Here is a 15170-nt window from a genome sequence, read left to right as displayed (position 1 = left end):
TCAGTCCAGAATCGCGGTCACCCACATGAAGGGTTCGCCCGGATTCCCTGGAACCGCGAGCGCAACATAGCGGCGCTCCTGTTGGGCACCCCAGGCATCGAACTCCTCGAACAGCCTATCTTCGTCCTCAGCGACATCGCTCGTGCGGCGGAACGCGGAGACCGCAATTGGTATGTACCTGCCGCCGCTGTCGTCGCGCTGCCAACGATCTTTCGGAAGTTCATTGAGCCAGCTGAAGTCCATGTGGCGCCCCTGCCCAAACCGGCTCGGTGCCGGCGCCGTGAGCCTAACACCTCGACCGGGGCTTCACGGCAAGCCAACCGCTGCGCCGTACTGCGCCACTCGGGCATCCTCCAGGCCGCCAAAGATCAGGAACGCCTCGGAATAGGTGTTGTCAGTTCCCTCGGTCAGCAGGCCGCGGTTGGCGACCAGCATATCCAGGCCGCCGCCGCCATAGTTCGTTAGTGGCGTGACAGAGCCGCTGCCGAGAAGTGCGCCATTGCCGAACAGCTTTACTGTGCCACCAGCCGTGATGGTCACCATCAGCAAGTGCGCCTGCCCGACGCTCATGCCATGAGTTGCGCTGACGGTCTGCGCCGATCCGGGAATCTTCACGAACTGCACGCTGCTGCCATTCAGCCGGAACTGCCAGCGGCGACCGCCGCCGGCGTCGTTGTCGCGGTTGACCAGATGGCGCAGCCCGGTAAGGGCGGCCGGCTTGACGATCACACCCAGCGTCATCTGCTCCATCGTGGCCGGAATGCCTGATACCGGGAAGCTGGCCGCCTTGTTGCTGCCCGTGGTGTGCATCGACGTGGGGCCGCCGACATACAGCGCCGTGTTCCCGAGCGAAGGCGCATTGAGGTACGAGCCATCGGTGCCACCCGCTTCGTTCTCAGCTACCGTCCACCGACACCCGCGGCAGCAGGATGCCGGCGAGCCCTTCGACCGTCTCCAAACGGGTATGACGTCGGCCGCGGGCTGCGGCGCATTGGGTCGTGTGGCCTGGGTGCTGCAGCCAGCGAGCAGCAGCGCTGCGGTTGCCATCAGGATGGTGCGCATCAGAACTCCCCTACCGTGGCACAGGCCACGTCCATGGCTTCTTGGGCTGCCTTGCAGCTGTCGGGGCGCTTGGCGTACGTCTGCCACCAGGCGCGGCTGCTGCGTTCGGCTATCTCCCTCTGGCGCCTGATCTGCTCCAGGGCCGCGGCGTTGTCCTGCTGGGCCTCGGCCAGGTCCTCGGTCTGCTGGCGCTGCAGTTCGGCGTACCGCTGCTCTTGCTTGCGGTAGGTAGCCAGCGTTGCCTCCAAGTCGGTGATGCGGCCCACGGCTTTGGACACGTCCGAGAGGGCGCTGTCCCGCTCCTTGGTGATCACCACGATCTGCCGGTTGGCCTGGTAGCTGGTCACGCTGGCCACGGCCGCTACGATCGCGAGTACGGCGCAGGTCGCCCTGAGCGTATTGCCGGGCTTGCGCAGCCACTGCACACCCTTCCGCAGGGCATCCAGTGCCAGGCCGCTGACGGCGCTGGCCAGCTTGGCCGCGGCCAGGGGATTCAGCACGGCGAAGGCGATCAACCCGACCAGCGCGCCGCTGCCGGCGATCCAGGGCCAATAGCCCGAGACCCAGTTCCAGACGCTCATCAGCCAGCTCATGCGATGTTTCCTGCTCGCCGGCGCCAGCGCACCAGCATCAGCGCCGCGACGGCGGTACGGATCACGCACAGGTGCCACTCCGTCGGACTGGGATGGCTGACGTGGTCCAGCATGTAGCCCACCGCGGCGACCGCGATGGCGATGTGCAGCAGGCCCCACACCGCCCAGCGCGCGCTGCAGCCCAGCGAGCGTTCCGGGTGAGGCGTTTGGATCAGGCGCCAGCAGACGGCCGCGAACAGGGCGAAGGTCGAGGCGACACCGCACCAGTAGAGGGTGCTCATTGGATCCTCCCGAACAGGCGGTCCGCGGCGCCCTCCAGGCCCTTCAGGTACCTGGGCAGCAGCGGTCGGATGAAGGCGCCGAGGATGCCGGCGTAGGGCATCGCGGCCGGGCCTACCTTGCCCCGCTCGTCCATCATCAGCGCGGCGATGGTCCAACCGTCGAGGAAGGCGAAGCACAGCACGCCGATGCCCAGCATCAGCGCCTTGAACACCACCCGGCCGTACCAGCGCCAGGTGTACTCCCGGCCCTCGAACAACGACGCCGCGTCCTTGCTCGGCATCAGGTAGCACCCGATCAGTGCGCCGACGATCGCCGCCAGCAGCACCGACTGCGGAATGCCGAGGATGCTGCGCTCGACGTGGTCGATCACGGTGACCGCGGTCTGCGTGGCTGCCAGGGCTGCCAGTGCGCCGACCGTGGACTTGACCGCCATGGCGCCGGAAATGGGCTCGCTCATGCGGTCAGCGCCGCCATCGCGCGCTTGTAGCGGTCCTGGCGGTCCTTCATGCCGTGCGTGCCGCCATTGATGATCTTGGTGATGCGCTCGAACTGCTGACCGTCCGCCAGCTCGTTCAGGCCGTGGTGGCTCCAGAATGCGGCCGCGGTGATCGCGGCCCAGCGCACCTCCAGCAGCGCGTCCGGGACCAGCACGAAGTCCGGTGCGTCGGGGAAGCGCGTGCGCACGATGTCGCGGTTCGATTCGTAGTTGGCCTTTCCGGTGATCTGCAGCCAGCCGCGGCCGCGGAACCGGTAGCCGTCCCCGGTCTCCTCCGGGCCGTTGCCCATCCGGCCGCCGTAGGCGGCATTGCCCAGGCCCTGCGGGTTGTTGGCCAGCTCGGCTACGCGCGGCAGCAGCGATCGCCAGCGTGTCCCGGGCTTCGCGTCCGAGCAGACCTCGCGCAAGCGCTCCGGCCGGTAGCTCAAGGACTCATACAGTCGACTGAAGCCCAGGGACTCGTGCCCAACCTGAGCCAGAAAGCAGCCGAGGCGACGCGACGAATCATCGATCTCGTACGCAGCTACGGCCTCGCGCAGGGGCGCGGCGATGGTTTCCGCCAAGCCGCGGCCACAGCCGACCGCCCGCGCGATCAACTCGGCGGTGATTACCTTCATGGTCAGATCCAGTTAGATGCCCGGCGGCCCGAGGGCGCTACGACGACGACGAGGAAGCCGCGGCCGGGCGAAGTGGAGCGGGCCGCGGGGATCGAACCCGCGTGGTCGGCTTGGGAGGCCGGTGCCTAGCCCCTCGGGCAGACCCGCACAACGCAGAAGCCCCGGCTTTTGGCCAGGGCTTCAGAGGTAGTTCGGGAACGTACCCAGTATTTAGGTGTTTTTGTCTAGACGCAACCCCGCCATCAACTTTATTCCGGCGAGATCCTGATGGACCCAGCGCCAGCCGGATCCGCACAACTCCCCGAACGCGCGCCGGCATACGTCCGAGAACTTTGCCTTGTGCTCCTCATTGCTCAGGTCCAAGGCGAACCACTCCCCGTGCGAGTGGTACTCGTTGAGTCCCCAGTGAATTCGGCGCTCCGCCTGATATGCAAAGTTTGAGGTAGCCATCGCCACATAGGCGACATCAGAAATCCGAACCGGGCAACCGGTCTGGACCTGGCAGATGCGATCCCAGAGAGAACCGGTCACTCCGACCTTGCAGTAAGTGGCGCCCCCGGCATGGACCACCATCATGTAGACGCACCAGCTCATGCAGCTGCGGCCCTGTTGAGTTGCCCTGCAATGTACGCCTTGGCGATCGCCAAGTAGTCGTAGTAGCCAGCCCGACTGATCTTAACCCCTACCTGCGCCAGGTTAGTCAGCCGCAATTCCATATGGGCGTCCGGCATGAAGTACTCGCAGCGCAACACATGGGCTTGGCGCCCGTAGCCGATCTCGTCCATGCCGCGCACCGCTGCCTCAATCTCATCGGCGGCTGTATAGATTGGCGTGGGAATGTATCCCCGCGCAGAAGGAACGAACCCTTCGTGCTCAATCAGGGTCTTGAGGATGTTTCGGCTGGGGTAACCGATCTCCTCATAGCGGCCGCCGCCGTACTCCGCGGCCCACGCTTCCAGCCTTGCGTCTAGCTTCCGCCGGTCCATCGCGCCTTACGTAGCCTCCCTGTAGTTCGCATGGCTGTAGAACACGTCCTCACGCAATTCCGCCAGGGACACGCCTCGGGTGTAAGTGCCGATCTCCACGAGCTCGGTAGCCCGCCGATCGTTTGCAGACCAGACCACGCGTCGGCCGCGAGTCAGATGCAGCGTGCGGCTACGACCGACACTCATCCTGGTGAGCGCCACCCAGGCCACTTCAATCTGAAGTTCCAGGGCCTCGCTCATGCAGCCTTCCTCGCAATTTGCTCAGTCACGTATGCCCAGTACGCCACCAGCAACGCGTCAGCCCGGCCAATATCCTTCTTGCGAGCCAGCTCGACCGCGATGACTGGAAACAGCTTGATCGCCAACTGGCGGGCAGCGTCCTTGTCCTTGTTGTCCAGACCCAGATGGCGTTTCCACGTAAGCGGAGGCACGTCGATCAGCGGCAGGCGTAGCGCGCCGATGACACCACGCGCTACGCCATCAGCCTGGCCAAACCTGAAGACGCTACTGACCCCTTGCTGCGGCATGGCCGCCACCCGCTCGATGACTGCGTATCGACTAGCGCCAGGGTGCTTGGAGAGCAGCTCGCGCAGCGATCTGGCGAGGTGCCCTGCGTCAACCATCTCGCCACCAGCTTTGCGGGTGAGGGTCGGCATGTCGACAAAGCCGGCAGGCTGGCCATCGGCTAAGAGGGCCACGGCGCCGGTCTGACCAGGGTCGACACCGGCGATGACTTGCAACGTCATGCCGCGGCCTGCCGGAAGGATCCGCGGCGCGCTTCGGCCCGGAGAACTTTGATCTTGGCGAGAGCCTCGGCAGAGAGCGACTTCACGGCTGCCGGCTCCGAGAAATCCCAAGAGACCTGGACCTTCTGAAGCTCGCGCGCTAGCCACTTGGCGCTTCGCTCTTCGGGAATCTCGTTCAACACCGCGTAGCCGGTGGCCCGGTGGGTTACCACCCATCCAGCGAGGTATGCGCTGGCCTCCCGATGAACGAGGAACGGACCGATGATGTCGCCAGTAACTTCGCGATGGAACTCCATCTCCCCTGTGACTGGATTGCCCATGGGGATGCTGAGCTTGGATCTCATGCTGCCTCCTGTTTGGCGATGAGTTGGTTCTGGTAGGCCAGTAGCGCTTCGTCACCTCCGAAGCGCTCACGAAATGCGCGAGGCTCGAGGGCGTAGCTCGGCCCGTAGGTAGCGGCCCCGAGCTCGGCGCTGCCGAAGGCATTCACTCCGCGGTGGTGCCAGCTGCATAGGCCGATGGTGAAGTCGTGGCCGCGCCTACGCTGGCCGTGCCGGCCGCCCACCGTGAGGTGGTGAATCTCGGCGGCCCGCCGAATCCTGTAGTGCTTGCGGCAAACGATGCAGCCGTACTCTTGGATAGATCCGCAGGCATCGGCCGCTTATTCGGTCGCGACTCCACCGCTCGGTTGAGCTGCGACAGAGCCAGCACCGGAACGTCCAGATCGCCGGCGAGCATCTTGAGCTTCTGGCTGATCTCAGTGACGCCCAGTGTGTGGTTCTCGGCGCCCTTCGTGTCGAGCAGCTGCAGGTAGTCCAGCACGATGAGCTTCAGGGGCTTCTTTGCGTGCCGGCGACGCGCCTGGGCACAAACCGCGTCGATGCGAGACGTACGTGGGCGCGAGACCCGCAGCGGCGCACCCCTGAGCCGGCGTATGGCCAGGGTGACTTTGCTCCATTCCTCGTCTTCGAGCTGCCCGCGGCGGAAGCGATCGTGGTCGACCTCCCCTTCTGCGCAGACCATGCGTTCCATCAGCTCCTCGGGCGGCATTTCGAAGGTGAAGAACGCGACGTGCTGCCGCTGCTCTACCGCCACGGCTCGCGCGATGCCGAGAGCCAGGCTCGTCTTGCCCATCTTGGGTCGGGCCGCCAGCACATACAGGCGACCGCCCTTGAGACCGTTGAGCACGCGGTCCAGCTCGGTCAGGCCAGTGGAGACCCCATCCAGTGCGCCGCCGAGCTCGTAGCGCCGCTGCAGGTTCTCGAACACACGTACGAGGACCGGCCCGACCTCCTCCAGCTCGCAGGGCTCGGCTTGCATCAGCTCACCCAGCGAGGCCATCGCATGCCCGACGATCTCGACGCTGTTCCTCCCATCCGGATTGAAGCCCATGTTCTCCAGGCCCGCGCCCACGTCGATAACGCGGCGTAGCCGGGCCTTGTCCGCCACGATCTCCGCGTATGCGCGGATGTTGGCCGCCGACGGAGTCGTCCTGGCCAGCTCCATCAGGTACGCGCCGCCGGCGACGTGTTCGGCCATGCCCGCGGAGGCGAACCACTCGCCAAGGGTCACCGCATCGAACGGCCGCCGCTTGTCAACCAGTTCGGAGACCGCCTGCCAGATGAGCTGGTGATCGCGGCGGTAGAAGCTCTCTGCTGTAGGCGAAAAGATAGTCCGGTGTGCCATCAAAACGCCTTAAAGGAACGCCCAATACACTTTTGACGCGCTCCAGGCTCAAGTCATCTCGCGACTCCAACCCTTCAAGCAGCTGCAGGAACCGTTTGCCGATCTCCACGGCGCTGCGTTTTGGATTGTCAGTCGCAGGATTGGATCCGGGCGTGACCATGACGGCATGTTCCTTGGCAGGCTGGCGGTCGGGTTCGGCTGTGGAGTGCGCGCATGCGCAGAGAAGCCAGCCCCCGGAGACGGCGAACACGATCGAAAGAAAAGGCGGTCTCATGAGCTGTCCTTGCCTGGCTAGACGCAACGTAGGGATATCAATATGAAAGGCTCGTTAGCTGCAGAGCCCTGAGCAAAGTAAGCGGTGCCAACCTGTTCGCACCATGCACCCTGTATCGCCGCAACATATTGCATTTAAAGACAATTTAGCCGCTAACGACTCAGTCCATCATGGGCGCCACCGGCAGCCGAATGCTTTCGGCGGGCAGCGGTAGCGCGTGGGCTCCGGTCACGGAGCGGGCACAGGCGGGCATTGCGACCGTCCATAGTCGGCGCAAAGCGCACCCAGCCCAAATCGGGCGACCAGCCGCGCTGTTCCAAGGCCACTACCATCACGCGGGCCGTCGCGTCAGCCTGAACGGGGCCGGGTCCACAGCCGCGTCACCGCCGGCGGCGGACACTGCCCGGTGCAGGGGCCGCGACCCAGGAGGCCGCTATGAAACCGCAGACCCTCGCCTGTACGCTGAGCTTCGCCGCCGCGCTCGCGGCGATATCGGCCACGGCCCAGGAAACCCCGAAGATGCGGCCGATGATGACCTCGGCCGAGAAGATCGCCACGATCGACAGCGACCACGACGGCATCGTCACCGCCGCCGAGCACGCCGCCGGCGCGCGCGCGATGTTCGAACGCATGGACGCCAATCACGACGGCAAGGTTACCGCCGCCGAAATGGATGCCGCGCACCAGGCCATGATGAGCGGCGACGGCGCCAAGAAGGCCAATGCCGACGATCCGCCGCCGAACGAGCGGCCGATGGACAACAAGAAAAAGGACTGATTGCGGCGCTACGCCCCGCGCCCGCGCCTACTCGGGCGGGTGCCAGATCATGTAGACGTCGGCGCGGGCGTAATGCGAGCCCGGCCGCGGCGCCGGGTAATGCCGGAAGCCGACGCTTTCGTAGAGCTTGAGCGCGGGCGCGAGCCGGGTGCTCGATTCCAGGAACAATTCGCGACCCCGCAGGGCGCGGAACTTGTCCAGCACGCCCCGCATCAGCAAGCGGCCGATGCCGCCGCCGCGCTGCGCGCTGTCGACCGCCATCTTGGTCAGCTCGTAGACGCCGTCGCCCTCGTACTTGAGCGCGACCGTGCCGACCGCGCGGCCGTCGCGGTCGATCGCGAACAGGATCTGGCCGCCGCCGGCGAGCAGATGGGTTTCCGGATCGCCCAGCACTTCGCGGTCGATCGGCTCGACCGCGAACCAGCGTTCCAGCCATTCCAGATTGAGGCGGGCGAAATCGTCGCGCCACTGCGGCGCGAAATCGACGATACGGATATCGGAGGCGCGAGAGGCGTCGGTCATGCGGCCATGATACGGCCCTGCGCCAATGCGGCGACCGGACAGCGGCGGAGATCGGATCGCTTATGCAGCGGCCCGGCACCGCGCGCGACCACCGCGCAATCAGTCCTTGCCCTTGCCCTTGGCGTGCCCCTTGCCCTGCCCCTTGGCTTTTGCCTTGCCGGCCTCGTGGGCCTGCGGTGGCAGCGGGCGCTTGCTCTTGACCGTCGGCCGGTTCGGGAAATCGCGACGCAGCTCGGCGTCGATCGCGATCGGACGGCCCCAGCGGTCGTAGGTCGGCACGAAACCGCGCTTGAGGCGATGGAATTCCGGCGAACCGGGCTTCAGCCCCAGCCGCTGCGCGACCGCGCCCCAGCCCTCGCCATGGCTGCGTTCCCACTCGTCGACCACGTAGCGGCAGGGACGGCCGAGCACCTGCGCCATCGCGCAGGCGTAGTAGACGTCGCCCGGCGCCCAACGCCGCGTCGCCAGCAGTTCGGACACCAGCTCGCGCGGCGCGCCGTAATTGCGCACCATCTCGTCCACGAAGGGTTCGCGGTAGCGCGTGCCGTAACGGTTCACATCGCTCAGCCAGGTATCGACCCAGGCGTCGCCGCTGCGCGGATCCCAGCCGAAGGCGAAATCCTGGGCCCAGCTCTGGCCAATACCGAGCACCGCCGCGATCGACGCCACCAGGGCGAGCAGACGCACCCGCACCGGGGAGCGCGGCGAACTATTCGACGGCGGCGCGATGCTGCGGTCCATGCTCAGCGTGAAATCACGAATTTGCCGAAGGCCACGCCCAGGTCCCAGCCCTCGCCCTTGCCGGCCAGGGCCAACGAGACTTCGCCCTTGGTCATGACCTGGGCCTTGCTGGACTTGACCGCGCCGGCATGGGCCTCGGCGGTGGCATAGGTGCCCAGGATCTCGGAGATGTTATGGACGCCGGAGAATTCGCCGACCCCGTTCTCGATCCGGGACTTGCCCACGGTGAGGCCGCCGCCCTTGGCGCTGATCTTGACCGCCATGCTCTGGCCGTTGCTGCACTGGACGGTACCGCTGCCGGAGGAGGTCTTGTAGAACACCGACCAACCCGACATGTTGAAGTGGAGCTTGCAGTCGACGTTGCCCGCCGCCTGCGCCGCCGGGGCCCAGGTGGAGGCTAGGCCGGCGACGGCCAGACTGGCGCACAGCAGCAGCGATTTCATGACGGGACGACTCCTCGCGGACAGGGCCGCAGGCTAGCACCGAAAGCGGCGCGCGGCAGCAGAAACGGCGACGGCACCGCGGAGAGCGGTGCCGCCGCCGGTGGCGGTCAATCGTCGTAGCGACGGCGATCGTAGCGGTAGTCGCTACGGCCGTCGTAGTAACGGTTGTCGTAGCGATTGTCGTAACGGCGGCCATAGCGGTCGTCGTAACGCGGGTCGTAGTACTCGGTCCGGCACTTGCCGTACCTGTTGCAGGTCACGCGCTGGCGGCTGTGCTGGTTGCGATAGCCGTAGGCGTTGCCGTACGGGGGCTGCGAGTAGTAGTTGCGGCGCGGCACGTTACGGTAATAGGTCGGACGACCGTAGCGGTCGCGGACCACGATCAGGCGATCGTCGTAGCCGTAGTTGCCGTAGCGGTAGTACGGGGTGTTGCCGCGGATGATCACGTCGGCCACATCGACGATCACGCGAGCCAGGTCATCGTTGCTCTGCGCCACCGCCGGAGCCGGCGTCATCGCGACCACGCCGAAGCCGGCGGCCACTACCACCGGGGCGAGCCATCGGGACAGTGCGGTCATGTCGTTCTCCTCAACGCCTGCACCATTGCAGGCATGGGCAGACGATGCGACCGCGACGGTGAACGACTTCCTAATTTTCCGGGCCCGGCCCGGAATCGCTCAGCCGGCGTTGGGAATAATGCCGGCCGCTGTTCAGGTGGCGGCGGCGCGGGCCAGTTCGCGCACCGCCTGGGGCAGCGCGGCGGCGCCGTCGACGCGACGCAGGCGCGGCGCATCGGCAGCGATCTCGGCCTCGTTCTCGTGCGCCCAGGTCACGTGGTAGGGCATATGGATGCCCCAGCCGCCGAGCTCCAGCACCGGCGCGATGTCCGAACGCAGCGAGTTGCCGATCATCACGAACTGATCCGGCGCCAGACCGAATTCGTCGAACAGGCGCGCGTAGGTCGAGACGTCCTTCTCGCTGACGATCTCGATGCGGCGGAACAGTTCGGCCAGGCCGCATTGGCGCACTTTGGACTCCTGGTGGAACAGGTCGCCCTTGGTGATCAGCACGACGTCGTACTCGGCTGCGATCGCGCGCACCGCCTCGGGGATGCCGGGCAGCAGTTCGACCGGATGCCGCAGCAGGTCCTTGCCCAGGCCGACGATGCGATGCAGGTGGGCTGCGCTGATCCGCTCGCCGGTGATCTCGACCGCGGCCTCGATCATCGACAGCACCATGCCCTTCACGCCGTAGCCGAACAGCGCGATGTTGCGCTTCTCGACTTCGTACAGGTGCTCCTGTACGCCGGCGTCGTGCAGGTCGACGTAGGCGCCGACGATGCGCTCGAAATCGAGCTGGGCCTGGTCGAAGTAGTCCTGGCTGCGCCAGAGCGTGTCGTCGGCGTCGAAGCCGACCAGCCGGATGCCGGCCGCGTGCGTGGAATTCATCCGCGCATTATGCCGCGCTGCGGGTCCGCCCAAAACAGCGGATAGAAGCGGCCCGTAAAAACAGGAAGGGCGGCCCTAGCCGCCCTTCCTTCCGCAGGGAGTCCACACCCCTTGGTTTCGAACCCGATCAGCCGCCGTGCTTGGCCGGCTTGCCGCTCTGCGCCTTGGCCACGTAGGCCTTGTATTCGGCGGCGGTCAGCGAACCGTCGGCATTGGAGTCGGCCTTGTCGAAGACCTGGCCCAGCGCGGGCACCGAGGACGCCTCGGTCTTGCTCAGATTGCCGTCCTTATCGGCGTCGACGTCGCTCCAGCTCTTCTTCTGCGGCGCGGCGGCGGTCGCGGTCGCCGCTGCCGGTTCGCTGGCCTGGGCGGCGGCATCGCCGGCGGTCGTAGCCGCAGTAGCCGCCGCGTCGGCGCTCTGTTCGGTCGGCGGAGCCTGTTCGGCCTGCTGCGCGAACGCGAGCGGAGCCGACAGAGTGGCGACGAGGGCGAAGGCACCGATCAGCGACTTGCGGGACAGGTTGTTCATGCGTTCTCTCCTGGATAGATGTGTTGCGCGGATGTCAGAAAGCTTGGGGGCCACCGCACGACTGCACCTTGCCGGTGCGCATCTGAACCGATCTCAGGCACGAAGCGTTAAAGCTACGTTCGCTTAACCACACTTGCCGCGAATGACGTTAGGACCGTCCGCCGAAACGCGTCAAAACGTGACGCAGGACGGCCTTGCGCCGGGTTGCGCTGTGCGGCGATTGGCTGAACACAACACAACCTTTACGAAATCGCAGATCGATGGCGTTTTGGCGCGCATTTTTCGGCGCTGGCATCCGCAGCGAACGACTGCACCGAGATGTCGCGCTGAATGCATGGATTGCGCGGCGTACTCAGCGGTCGCCGGCCTCGAAACGCAGGTCGTGTGCGAGTCCGGGCGCAAAGCTCGCCAGACAGCGCGCAGCTTCGTCGCCCAGCGCCGCGCGATCGGCCTTGGACAGCCGCGCGAACGGCACGATCGTGATGGCCGCCGCGTCCTTGCCGCGCTCCATGCTCCAGGTGCCGCGCACGAAGCCGTCTATCAGGATCGTCGCGCGGACGATGCCGTTGCGGGTGAAGATCGTCGGCTTATGGCGCTCCTCGAAGATGCGGCTGCGCTCGGCATGGGCGAGCAGGACGTTATCGAAGTCCGCGAGCAGGCGCGGCGGCACCGCTTGCCCGGCATCGGGCAGGCCGAGGTCGATGGGATCGAACAGCTCGTTACCGTGGACGTCGCGGTAGGCGCGCAGCCGCGGACGCAGGCGCGCCACGATCGCGCGCACGCCCTGCAGGCCCGACCAGGCCGCGATGTCCTTTACCGAGGCCGGCCCGAACGCGGCGAGATAGCGCAGCACCATGGCGTCGGCGGCATCGTCCGTGGACAAGGGCTGGCCGAGCCAGTCCGCGGCCGGCGCGAAGGTCGCCGCCTGGTGCGAATCCCATACCCCGGCCGGCGGCACGTGGACCAGCGGCTCGACGCTGCGCACCCAACGCGCCATCGCCGCGGCGTCGCGATCCGGCCACCGCTCCCGCAGCAGCGGCCCGAGCGCGGTCGCGCTGAGCGGCTTGCGTGCGAGCAGCGCGCGCCCGGCCGCATTCAAGGCGTCCAGGTCCATGTCGTGTACCGCACGTCCCTGATCGCTCTGCAGGGACAAGCGCCGCAAGACGGGCTGCAGGGTCGCGCGCCAGGCCAGGTAGTCGCGCGCGCTCACCAGATGCAGGGTGCCGCGCATCATGGTCGCGCGCACCACCTGCCGCGTTTGCATGAGTTCGGTCAGATCCTCGGGGCGGAAAGCCGTCAGCCGTGTCCACAGGCCCAGGTACGGTGGATTCGGCGCCTGTCCCTGCAGGCCGCCGAGGCGCTCCACCATCGCCAAGGCCGATTCCGACGAAGGCTGCAGCAGGGCCTGTCGATGCAGCAGGGCGCGATTGAGCGCGCGCGGATCGAGCGTGTCGCTACCGGAGCCGCGAGCGGCGGCGGATTTCCTTGCGGGCATGGTCGTCGCTGTGGTTTTACATACGACGAACGATAGCCCGAACGACGGCAAACGTGGCTTCACCGCTGCGATGCGATCGGCCCTGCGGGCGAAACGTCGAAGTCGCTGGATGGTCGCCCTCGCGCGATGACGAGCATGCACCCTGCGGGCGCCGCGACCGACGCTTAGGCTTCGTCTTCTCCGCTGACGGCGACTTGCGGCTCGCCGTCTTCGTCGACCGCGACGGCGACGACGATGGGCCGGCAGCAAACCTGGCAGTCCTCGATGTAGTTCTGATCGCCGGCCGAGAGATCCATCATCAGGCTGATCGTCTCCCCGCAATACGGGCAGGTCACGTCGACAAAAGGTTGCATGGCCATGGCTATCGTCCCTCGCCGCTAGACGCGATCGGTCTGCAGCGCTTCGCCCGCAGCGTTTGCCGCCACGTTCACGGCTTGGCCTTGGGCAAGGTCTGGTCGGCCGCGGGCACCAGCAATGTTTCGACCGGTTCGCCGGGGTTGTGGCTGCGGATGCGGAACTCGCCCGCGTCGAGCTTGAGGATGTCGGTCGGATACGACTGCCCTTCCTCGATCAGGGTCAGCTTGCCGGCGTCGAACTTCCATTGCCCGTACAGCGGCGTGCCGCTGTCCGAATCCACGACCAGCGTGCCATCCGCCAGGAAGGCGTAAGTGGTGCCGGCCTCGACCGCGGAGGAATCCTTGACCTGCCAGACCTTGCCGACGAAGGCCTCCGGAGCGATCGTCGCGCTGGGCGCCGGCGCGGCGGCGACCGGCGTCGGGGTGTCGGTGGACATCGCCGGCTGGGTCGAGGTGTCGGCGGTGGTCTGGGTCTCGGCCGGCGTGGGCGCTTCCGGTGCCGGTGCCGGCTTGCAGGCCGCAAGCGTCAGCGCGGCGACGGCGGCGAGTGCGTAGGCGGAATACTGCGTGCGCATGCGGGTCTCCGTGTAATGCGGTATCGAATCGAACAGACATTAACACCGCATCGTTAAGGCGAAGCGCAGGCGCCGACGCCCGTCACATGACGGTAACCCGGCCGCGCCCAAGCTCGTGGCGACGGCCGGGCGGTAACGCGCTAGGAGTGCGTTCGCTCCGGTCGCCACCCGCACGGTGCGCGGCGTGGCGATGCGCACCTGACTCCGCGTCAGGAGGAAGCATGAAGATCCGACACGTGTTCAGCACGCCAGATCTGAACAGCGCCCAGGCCGCGATGAACGCCGCACTGGAAGCCGGTGTGAACGACGACGACATTCTGTTGATCGCGCGCTCGGACATCGAGCTGGCGTCGATCCCTAACGAACGCAGGGAAGCCGACACCGACCTGATGCCCGCCGCGCTGCGCGGGGCCGGCATCGGCGGCGCCGCGGGTCTGGCGGCAGGCCTGGCGGTGGTCGCGGCGACACCGATCGCGCTGACCCTGGCCGGCGCGGCCGCGGCAGCCATGGCCGGCGCGATGGTCGGCTGCTGGGCCTCGGCCTTGGTGGGCTCGTCGCTGCCGGATCCGATCCGGCGCAAGTTCCATGATGAGATCGAAGCCGGTCGCATCTTGGTCGTGGTCGACGGCAGCAAGGAACTGCTGACCGCAGCCGAACCGCGCATCGTCGCCCAGAGCGGCGCGATTCCACTTCCTTTCGAAGCGCATAAGGCCGCGGTGGCCTGAAGCCCACCGCACCGGCCTGGGCCGCGGCGCTCAGCGCTTCTTCGCGCCGCGCTTGGGCTGGGCCGCCAGGGCGAGGCGGTAGTTTTCGTGCAGGGCCTGGACTTTGGCGATGTAGGCCTGGGTCTCGCGATACGGCGGCACGCCGCCGTAGCGGGCGACCACGCCGATGCCGGCGTTGTAGGCGGCAGCGACCAGGGTCAGGTCGCCCTTGTAGCGCCGGATCAGTTGCTTGAGATGCCGCGCGCCGGCGTTGATCGAATCCTCGGCCGAGAACGGATCAACCACACCGTACTCCTTGGCCGTGGCCGGCATCAGCTGCATCACGCCCTGCGCCCCCTTGGGCGAAACCGCCGCGGCGTTGAAGCCGCTTTCGGCGTGGGCGATCGCGCGCAGCCAGGCATCGTCGACGCCGGTGGCCTTGGCCGCGGAGCGGAACTGCGCGGCGTACTTGTCCAGTTGCGGCTTGCCGACCCGGCCCAGACCGACATGCGCGGGCTCGCCCGGCGGCGTTTCCACCATGAACGACAGGACCTTGACCGAACCGGGCAGATTGCGCGTGCTGTAGACGGTCTTGCCGTCCTGCTGGCGTTCGTAGAGCGTGCCGCTGATCACGCCCATCGAGCCCCACAGGTTGGGCACCTTGGCGACGTTGTCGTCGAACTCGCGCACCTCGCAACGCGAGCCCGGCTCCGGCGCAGTCGCCAGGCTGACCGTGCCGTCGCGTCCGACGCAGCGATAGACCTTGCGCGCGTGCGCGCTGCCGGCCACGCCCAGGGCGAGCGCGGCACCCAGCGCCAACACCGCCGGCAGGGGCGCG

General features: G+C 66.9%; 24 protein-coding genes and 1 tRNA gene. 2 read left to right on the top strand and 23 right to left on the bottom strand.

What is annotated here, in order from left to right; genetic code table 11:
* The 13 genes from ASE10_RS10935 to ASE10_RS10875 form a co-directional block, all read right to left on the bottom strand.
* A complete protein-coding gene (locus ASE10_RS10935; RefSeq protein WP_056304899.1) occupies window positions 1–243 on the bottom strand; it encodes a hypothetical protein in 243 nt (80 codons plus the stop codon).
* Window positions 244–306: 63 nt separating this feature from the next.
* On the bottom strand, window positions 307–1062 hold the full coding sequence (locus ASE10_RS20170; protein ID WP_157480847.1) for a hypothetical protein: 756 nt from the start codon (window positions 1060–1062) through the stop codon (window positions 307–309).
* Window positions 1062–1655 (bottom strand): hypothetical protein, encoded by a 594-nt coding sequence (locus tag ASE10_RS10925; RefSeq protein ID WP_056304894.1) that lies wholly within the window; start codon window positions 1653–1655, stop codon window positions 1062–1064. Before ASE10_RS10925 ends, ASE10_RS20170 begins: the two co-directional genes overlap by 1 nt.
* The gene (locus tag ASE10_RS10920) at window positions 1652–1936 is read right to left on the bottom strand and encodes a hypothetical protein (RefSeq protein WP_056304892.1); all 285 of its coding nucleotides are present in this window, start codon (window positions 1934–1936) and stop codon (window positions 1652–1654) included. The genes ASE10_RS10925 and ASE10_RS10920 overlap by 4 nt, the downstream gene beginning before the upstream one ends.
* The gene (locus tag ASE10_RS10915) at window positions 1933–2394 is read right to left on the bottom strand and encodes a hypothetical protein (protein WP_056304890.1); all 462 of its coding nucleotides are present in this window, start codon (window positions 2392–2394) and stop codon (window positions 1933–1935) included. The genes ASE10_RS10920 and ASE10_RS10915 overlap by 4 nt, the downstream gene beginning before the upstream one ends.
* A complete protein-coding gene (locus ASE10_RS10910; protein ID WP_056304888.1) occupies window positions 2391–3050 on the bottom strand; it encodes a glycoside hydrolase family 19 protein in 660 nt (219 codons plus the stop codon). The genes ASE10_RS10915 and ASE10_RS10910 overlap by 4 nt, the downstream gene beginning before the upstream one ends.
* 73 nt (window positions 3051–3123) lie before the next feature.
* A tRNA-Gly gene (locus ASE10_RS10905) sits at window positions 3124–3197 on the bottom strand.
* Window positions 3198–3260: 63 nt separating this feature from the next.
* Entirely contained in the window at window positions 3261–3626 is a 366-nt protein-coding gene (locus tag ASE10_RS10900) for a GIY-YIG nuclease family protein (protein WP_162255271.1), read from the bottom strand.
* A gap of 14 nt (window positions 3627–3640) precedes the next feature.
* Window positions 3641–4036 carry a hypothetical protein gene (locus ASE10_RS10895; RefSeq protein WP_056304884.1) on the bottom strand — a complete coding sequence of 132 codons (396 nt, stop codon included), beginning with the start codon at window positions 4034–4036 and terminating at the stop codon, window positions 3641–3643.
* 6 nt (window positions 4037–4042) lie between these two features.
* Window positions 4043–4276, bottom strand: a complete 234-nt coding sequence (locus tag ASE10_RS10890) for a hypothetical protein (RefSeq protein WP_056304881.1) — start codon at window positions 4274–4276, stop codon at window positions 4043–4045.
* Window positions 4273–4782, bottom strand: a complete 510-nt coding sequence (locus tag ASE10_RS10885; RefSeq protein ID WP_056304879.1) for a hypothetical protein — start codon at window positions 4780–4782, stop codon at window positions 4273–4275. The genes ASE10_RS10890 and ASE10_RS10885 overlap by 4 nt, the downstream gene beginning before the upstream one ends.
* Window positions 4779–5126: a hypothetical protein gene (locus tag ASE10_RS10880; RefSeq protein ID WP_056304877.1), complete on the bottom strand. Its 348-nt coding sequence runs from the start codon at window positions 5124–5126 to the stop codon at window positions 4779–4781. The genes ASE10_RS10885 and ASE10_RS10880 overlap by 4 nt, the downstream gene beginning before the upstream one ends.
* A 142-nt stretch (window positions 5127–5268) precedes the next feature.
* Window positions 5269–6468, bottom strand: a complete 1200-nt coding sequence (locus ASE10_RS10875; protein ID WP_056304875.1) for a replicative DNA helicase — start codon at window positions 6466–6468, stop codon at window positions 5269–5271.
* A gap of 709 nt (window positions 6469–7177) precedes the next feature.
* Between ASE10_RS10875 and ASE10_RS10870 the strand changes: the two genes are divergently transcribed.
* Window positions 7178–7519, top strand: coding sequence for a hypothetical protein (locus ASE10_RS10870; RefSeq protein ID WP_055909139.1), 342 nt, complete (start codon window positions 7178–7180; stop codon window positions 7517–7519).
* A gap of 27 nt (window positions 7520–7546) precedes the next feature.
* Here ASE10_RS10870 and ASE10_RS10865 read toward each other — a convergent pair whose 3' ends face one another.
* The 9 genes from ASE10_RS10865 to ASE10_RS10825 form a co-directional block, all read right to left on the bottom strand.
* Complete coding sequence (locus ASE10_RS10865; protein WP_055909142.1) at window positions 7547–8041, bottom strand: GNAT family N-acetyltransferase; 495 nt, start codon at window positions 8039–8041, stop codon at window positions 7547–7549.
* 99 nt (window positions 8042–8140) lie between these two features.
* On the bottom strand, window positions 8141–8782 hold the full coding sequence (locus tag ASE10_RS10860) for a hypothetical protein (RefSeq protein WP_055909146.1): 642 nt from the start codon (window positions 8780–8782) through the stop codon (window positions 8141–8143).
* A gap of 2 nt (window positions 8783–8784) precedes the next feature.
* On the bottom strand, window positions 8785–9225 hold the full coding sequence (locus ASE10_RS10855; RefSeq protein ID WP_056098560.1) for a hypothetical protein: 441 nt from the start codon (window positions 9223–9225) through the stop codon (window positions 8785–8787).
* A 107-nt stretch (window positions 9226–9332) separates the two neighbouring features.
* On the bottom strand, window positions 9333–9803 hold the full coding sequence (locus ASE10_RS10850; protein WP_055909149.1) for a hypothetical protein: 471 nt from the start codon (window positions 9801–9803) through the stop codon (window positions 9333–9335).
* A gap of 132 nt (window positions 9804–9935) precedes the next feature.
* Window positions 9936–10673 (bottom strand): HAD family hydrolase, encoded by a 738-nt coding sequence (locus ASE10_RS10845; RefSeq protein WP_055909151.1) that lies wholly within the window; start codon window positions 10671–10673, stop codon window positions 9936–9938.
* Window positions 10674–10800: 127 nt separating this feature from the next.
* Window positions 10801–11202 carry a hypothetical protein gene (locus tag ASE10_RS10840; RefSeq protein ID WP_055909153.1) on the bottom strand — a complete coding sequence of 134 codons (402 nt, stop codon included), beginning with the start codon at window positions 11200–11202 and terminating at the stop codon, window positions 10801–10803.
* Between the two features lie 352 nt (window positions 11203–11554).
* Window positions 11555–12697, bottom strand: a complete 1143-nt coding sequence (locus ASE10_RS10835; RefSeq protein WP_082586097.1) for a winged helix DNA-binding domain-containing protein — start codon at window positions 12695–12697, stop codon at window positions 11555–11557.
* 164 nt (window positions 12698–12861) lie between these two features.
* The gene (locus ASE10_RS10830) at window positions 12862–13056 is read right to left on the bottom strand and encodes a CPXCG motif-containing cysteine-rich protein (protein WP_055909155.1); all 195 of its coding nucleotides are present in this window, start codon (window positions 13054–13056) and stop codon (window positions 12862–12864) included.
* A 68-nt stretch (window positions 13057–13124) separates the two neighbouring features.
* Window positions 13125–13628 carry a hypothetical protein gene (locus ASE10_RS10825; RefSeq protein ID WP_056098552.1) on the bottom strand — a complete coding sequence of 168 codons (504 nt, stop codon included), beginning with the start codon at window positions 13626–13628 and terminating at the stop codon, window positions 13125–13127.
* A gap of 221 nt (window positions 13629–13849) precedes the next feature.
* Between ASE10_RS10825 and ASE10_RS10820 the strand changes: the two genes are divergently transcribed.
* Complete coding sequence (locus ASE10_RS10820; RefSeq protein ID WP_055909163.1) at window positions 13850–14353, top strand: hypothetical protein; 504 nt, start codon at window positions 13850–13852, stop codon at window positions 14351–14353.
* A gap of 30 nt (window positions 14354–14383) precedes the next feature.
* On the opposite strand, the gene ASE10_RS10815 is transcribed toward ASE10_RS10820, so the two are convergent.
* On the bottom strand, window positions 14384–15154 hold the full coding sequence (locus tag ASE10_RS10815) for a lytic transglycosylase domain-containing protein (RefSeq protein WP_235566439.1): 771 nt from the start codon (window positions 15152–15154) through the stop codon (window positions 14384–14386).
* Between the last annotated feature and the right edge of the window lie 16 nt (window positions 15155–15170).

This window comes from Lysobacter sp. Root76 (assembly GCF_001428685.1).
GTDB lineage: Bacteria > Pseudomonadota > Gammaproteobacteria > Xanthomonadales > Xanthomonadaceae > Lysobacter.
Note: the sequence above shows the minus strand (reverse complement) of the source record. Positions and strands in the feature narration are given on the sequence as shown.

What these genes read in the sequence shown, in the direction of transcription:
- ASE10_RS10935 (WP_056304899.1), bottom strand. Translation starts at nt 243, where the DNA reads ATGGACTTCAGCTGGCTCAATGAACTTCCGAAAGATCGTTGGCAGCGC.
- ASE10_RS20170 (WP_157480847.1), bottom strand. Translation starts at nt 1,062, where the DNA reads ATGCGCACCATCCTGATGGCAACCGCAGCGCTGCTGCTCGCTGGCTGC.
- ASE10_RS10925 (WP_056304894.1), bottom strand. Translation starts at nt 1,655, where the DNA reads ATGAGCTGGCTGATGAGCGTCTGGAACTGGGTCTCGGGCTATTGGCCC.
- ASE10_RS10920 (WP_056304892.1), bottom strand. Translation starts at nt 1,936, where the DNA reads ATGAGCACCCTCTACTGGTGCGGTGTCGCCTCGACCTTCGCCCTGTTC.
- ASE10_RS10915 (WP_056304890.1), bottom strand. Translation starts at nt 2,394, where the DNA reads ATGAGCGAGCCCATTTCCGGCGCCATGGCGGTCAAGTCCACGGTCGGC.
- ASE10_RS10910 (WP_056304888.1), bottom strand. Translation starts at nt 3,050, where the DNA reads ATGAAGGTAATCACCGCCGAGTTGATCGCGCGGGCGGTCGGCTGTGGC.
- ASE10_RS10900 (WP_162255271.1), bottom strand. Translation starts at nt 3,626, where the DNA reads ATGATGGTGGTCCATGCCGGGGGCGCCACTTACTGCAAGGTCGGAGTG.
- ASE10_RS10895 (WP_056304884.1), bottom strand. Translation starts at nt 4,036, where the DNA reads ATGGACCGGCGGAAGCTAGACGCAAGGCTGGAAGCGTGGGCCGCGGAG.
- ASE10_RS10890 (WP_056304881.1), bottom strand. Translation starts at nt 4,276, where the DNA reads ATGAGCGAGGCCCTGGAACTTCAGATTGAAGTGGCCTGGGTGGCGCTC.
- ASE10_RS10885 (WP_056304879.1), bottom strand. Translation starts at nt 4,782, where the DNA reads ATGACGTTGCAAGTCATCGCCGGTGTCGACCCTGGTCAGACCGGCGCC.
- ASE10_RS10880 (WP_056304877.1), bottom strand. Translation starts at nt 5,126, where the DNA reads ATGAGATCCAAGCTCAGCATCCCCATGGGCAATCCAGTCACAGGGGAG.
- ASE10_RS10875 (WP_056304875.1), bottom strand. Translation starts at nt 6,468, where the DNA reads ATGGCACACCGGACTATCTTTTCGCCTACAGCAGAGAGCTTCTACCGC.
- ASE10_RS10870 (WP_055909139.1), top strand. Translation starts at nt 7,178, where the DNA reads ATGAAACCGCAGACCCTCGCCTGTACGCTGAGCTTCGCCGCCGCGCTC.
- ASE10_RS10865 (WP_055909142.1), bottom strand. Translation starts at nt 8,041, where the DNA reads ATGACCGACGCCTCTCGCGCCTCCGATATCCGTATCGTCGATTTCGCG.
- ASE10_RS10860 (WP_055909146.1), bottom strand. Translation starts at nt 8,782, where the DNA reads ATGGACCGCAGCATCGCGCCGCCGTCGAATAGTTCGCCGCGCTCCCCG.
- ASE10_RS10855 (WP_056098560.1), bottom strand. Translation starts at nt 9,225, where the DNA reads ATGAAATCGCTGCTGCTGTGCGCCAGTCTGGCCGTCGCCGGCCTAGCC.
- ASE10_RS10850 (WP_055909149.1), bottom strand. Translation starts at nt 9,803, where the DNA reads ATGACCGCACTGTCCCGATGGCTCGCCCCGGTGGTAGTGGCCGCCGGC.
- ASE10_RS10845 (WP_055909151.1), bottom strand. Translation starts at nt 10,673, where the DNA reads ATGAATTCCACGCACGCGGCCGGCATCCGGCTGGTCGGCTTCGACGCC.
- ASE10_RS10840 (WP_055909153.1), bottom strand. Translation starts at nt 11,202, where the DNA reads ATGAACAACCTGTCCCGCAAGTCGCTGATCGGTGCCTTCGCCCTCGTC.
- ASE10_RS10835 (WP_082586097.1), bottom strand. Translation starts at nt 12,697, where the DNA reads ATGCCCGCAAGGAAATCCGCCGCCGCTCGCGGCTCCGGTAGCGACACG.
- ASE10_RS10830 (WP_055909155.1), bottom strand. Translation starts at nt 13,056, where the DNA reads ATGGCCATGCAACCTTTTGTCGACGTGACCTGCCCGTATTGCGGGGAG.
- ASE10_RS10825 (WP_056098552.1), bottom strand. Translation starts at nt 13,628, where the DNA reads ATGCGCACGCAGTATTCCGCCTACGCACTCGCCGCCGTCGCCGCGCTG.
- ASE10_RS10820 (WP_055909163.1), top strand. Translation starts at nt 13,850, where the DNA reads ATGAAGATCCGACACGTGTTCAGCACGCCAGATCTGAACAGCGCCCAG.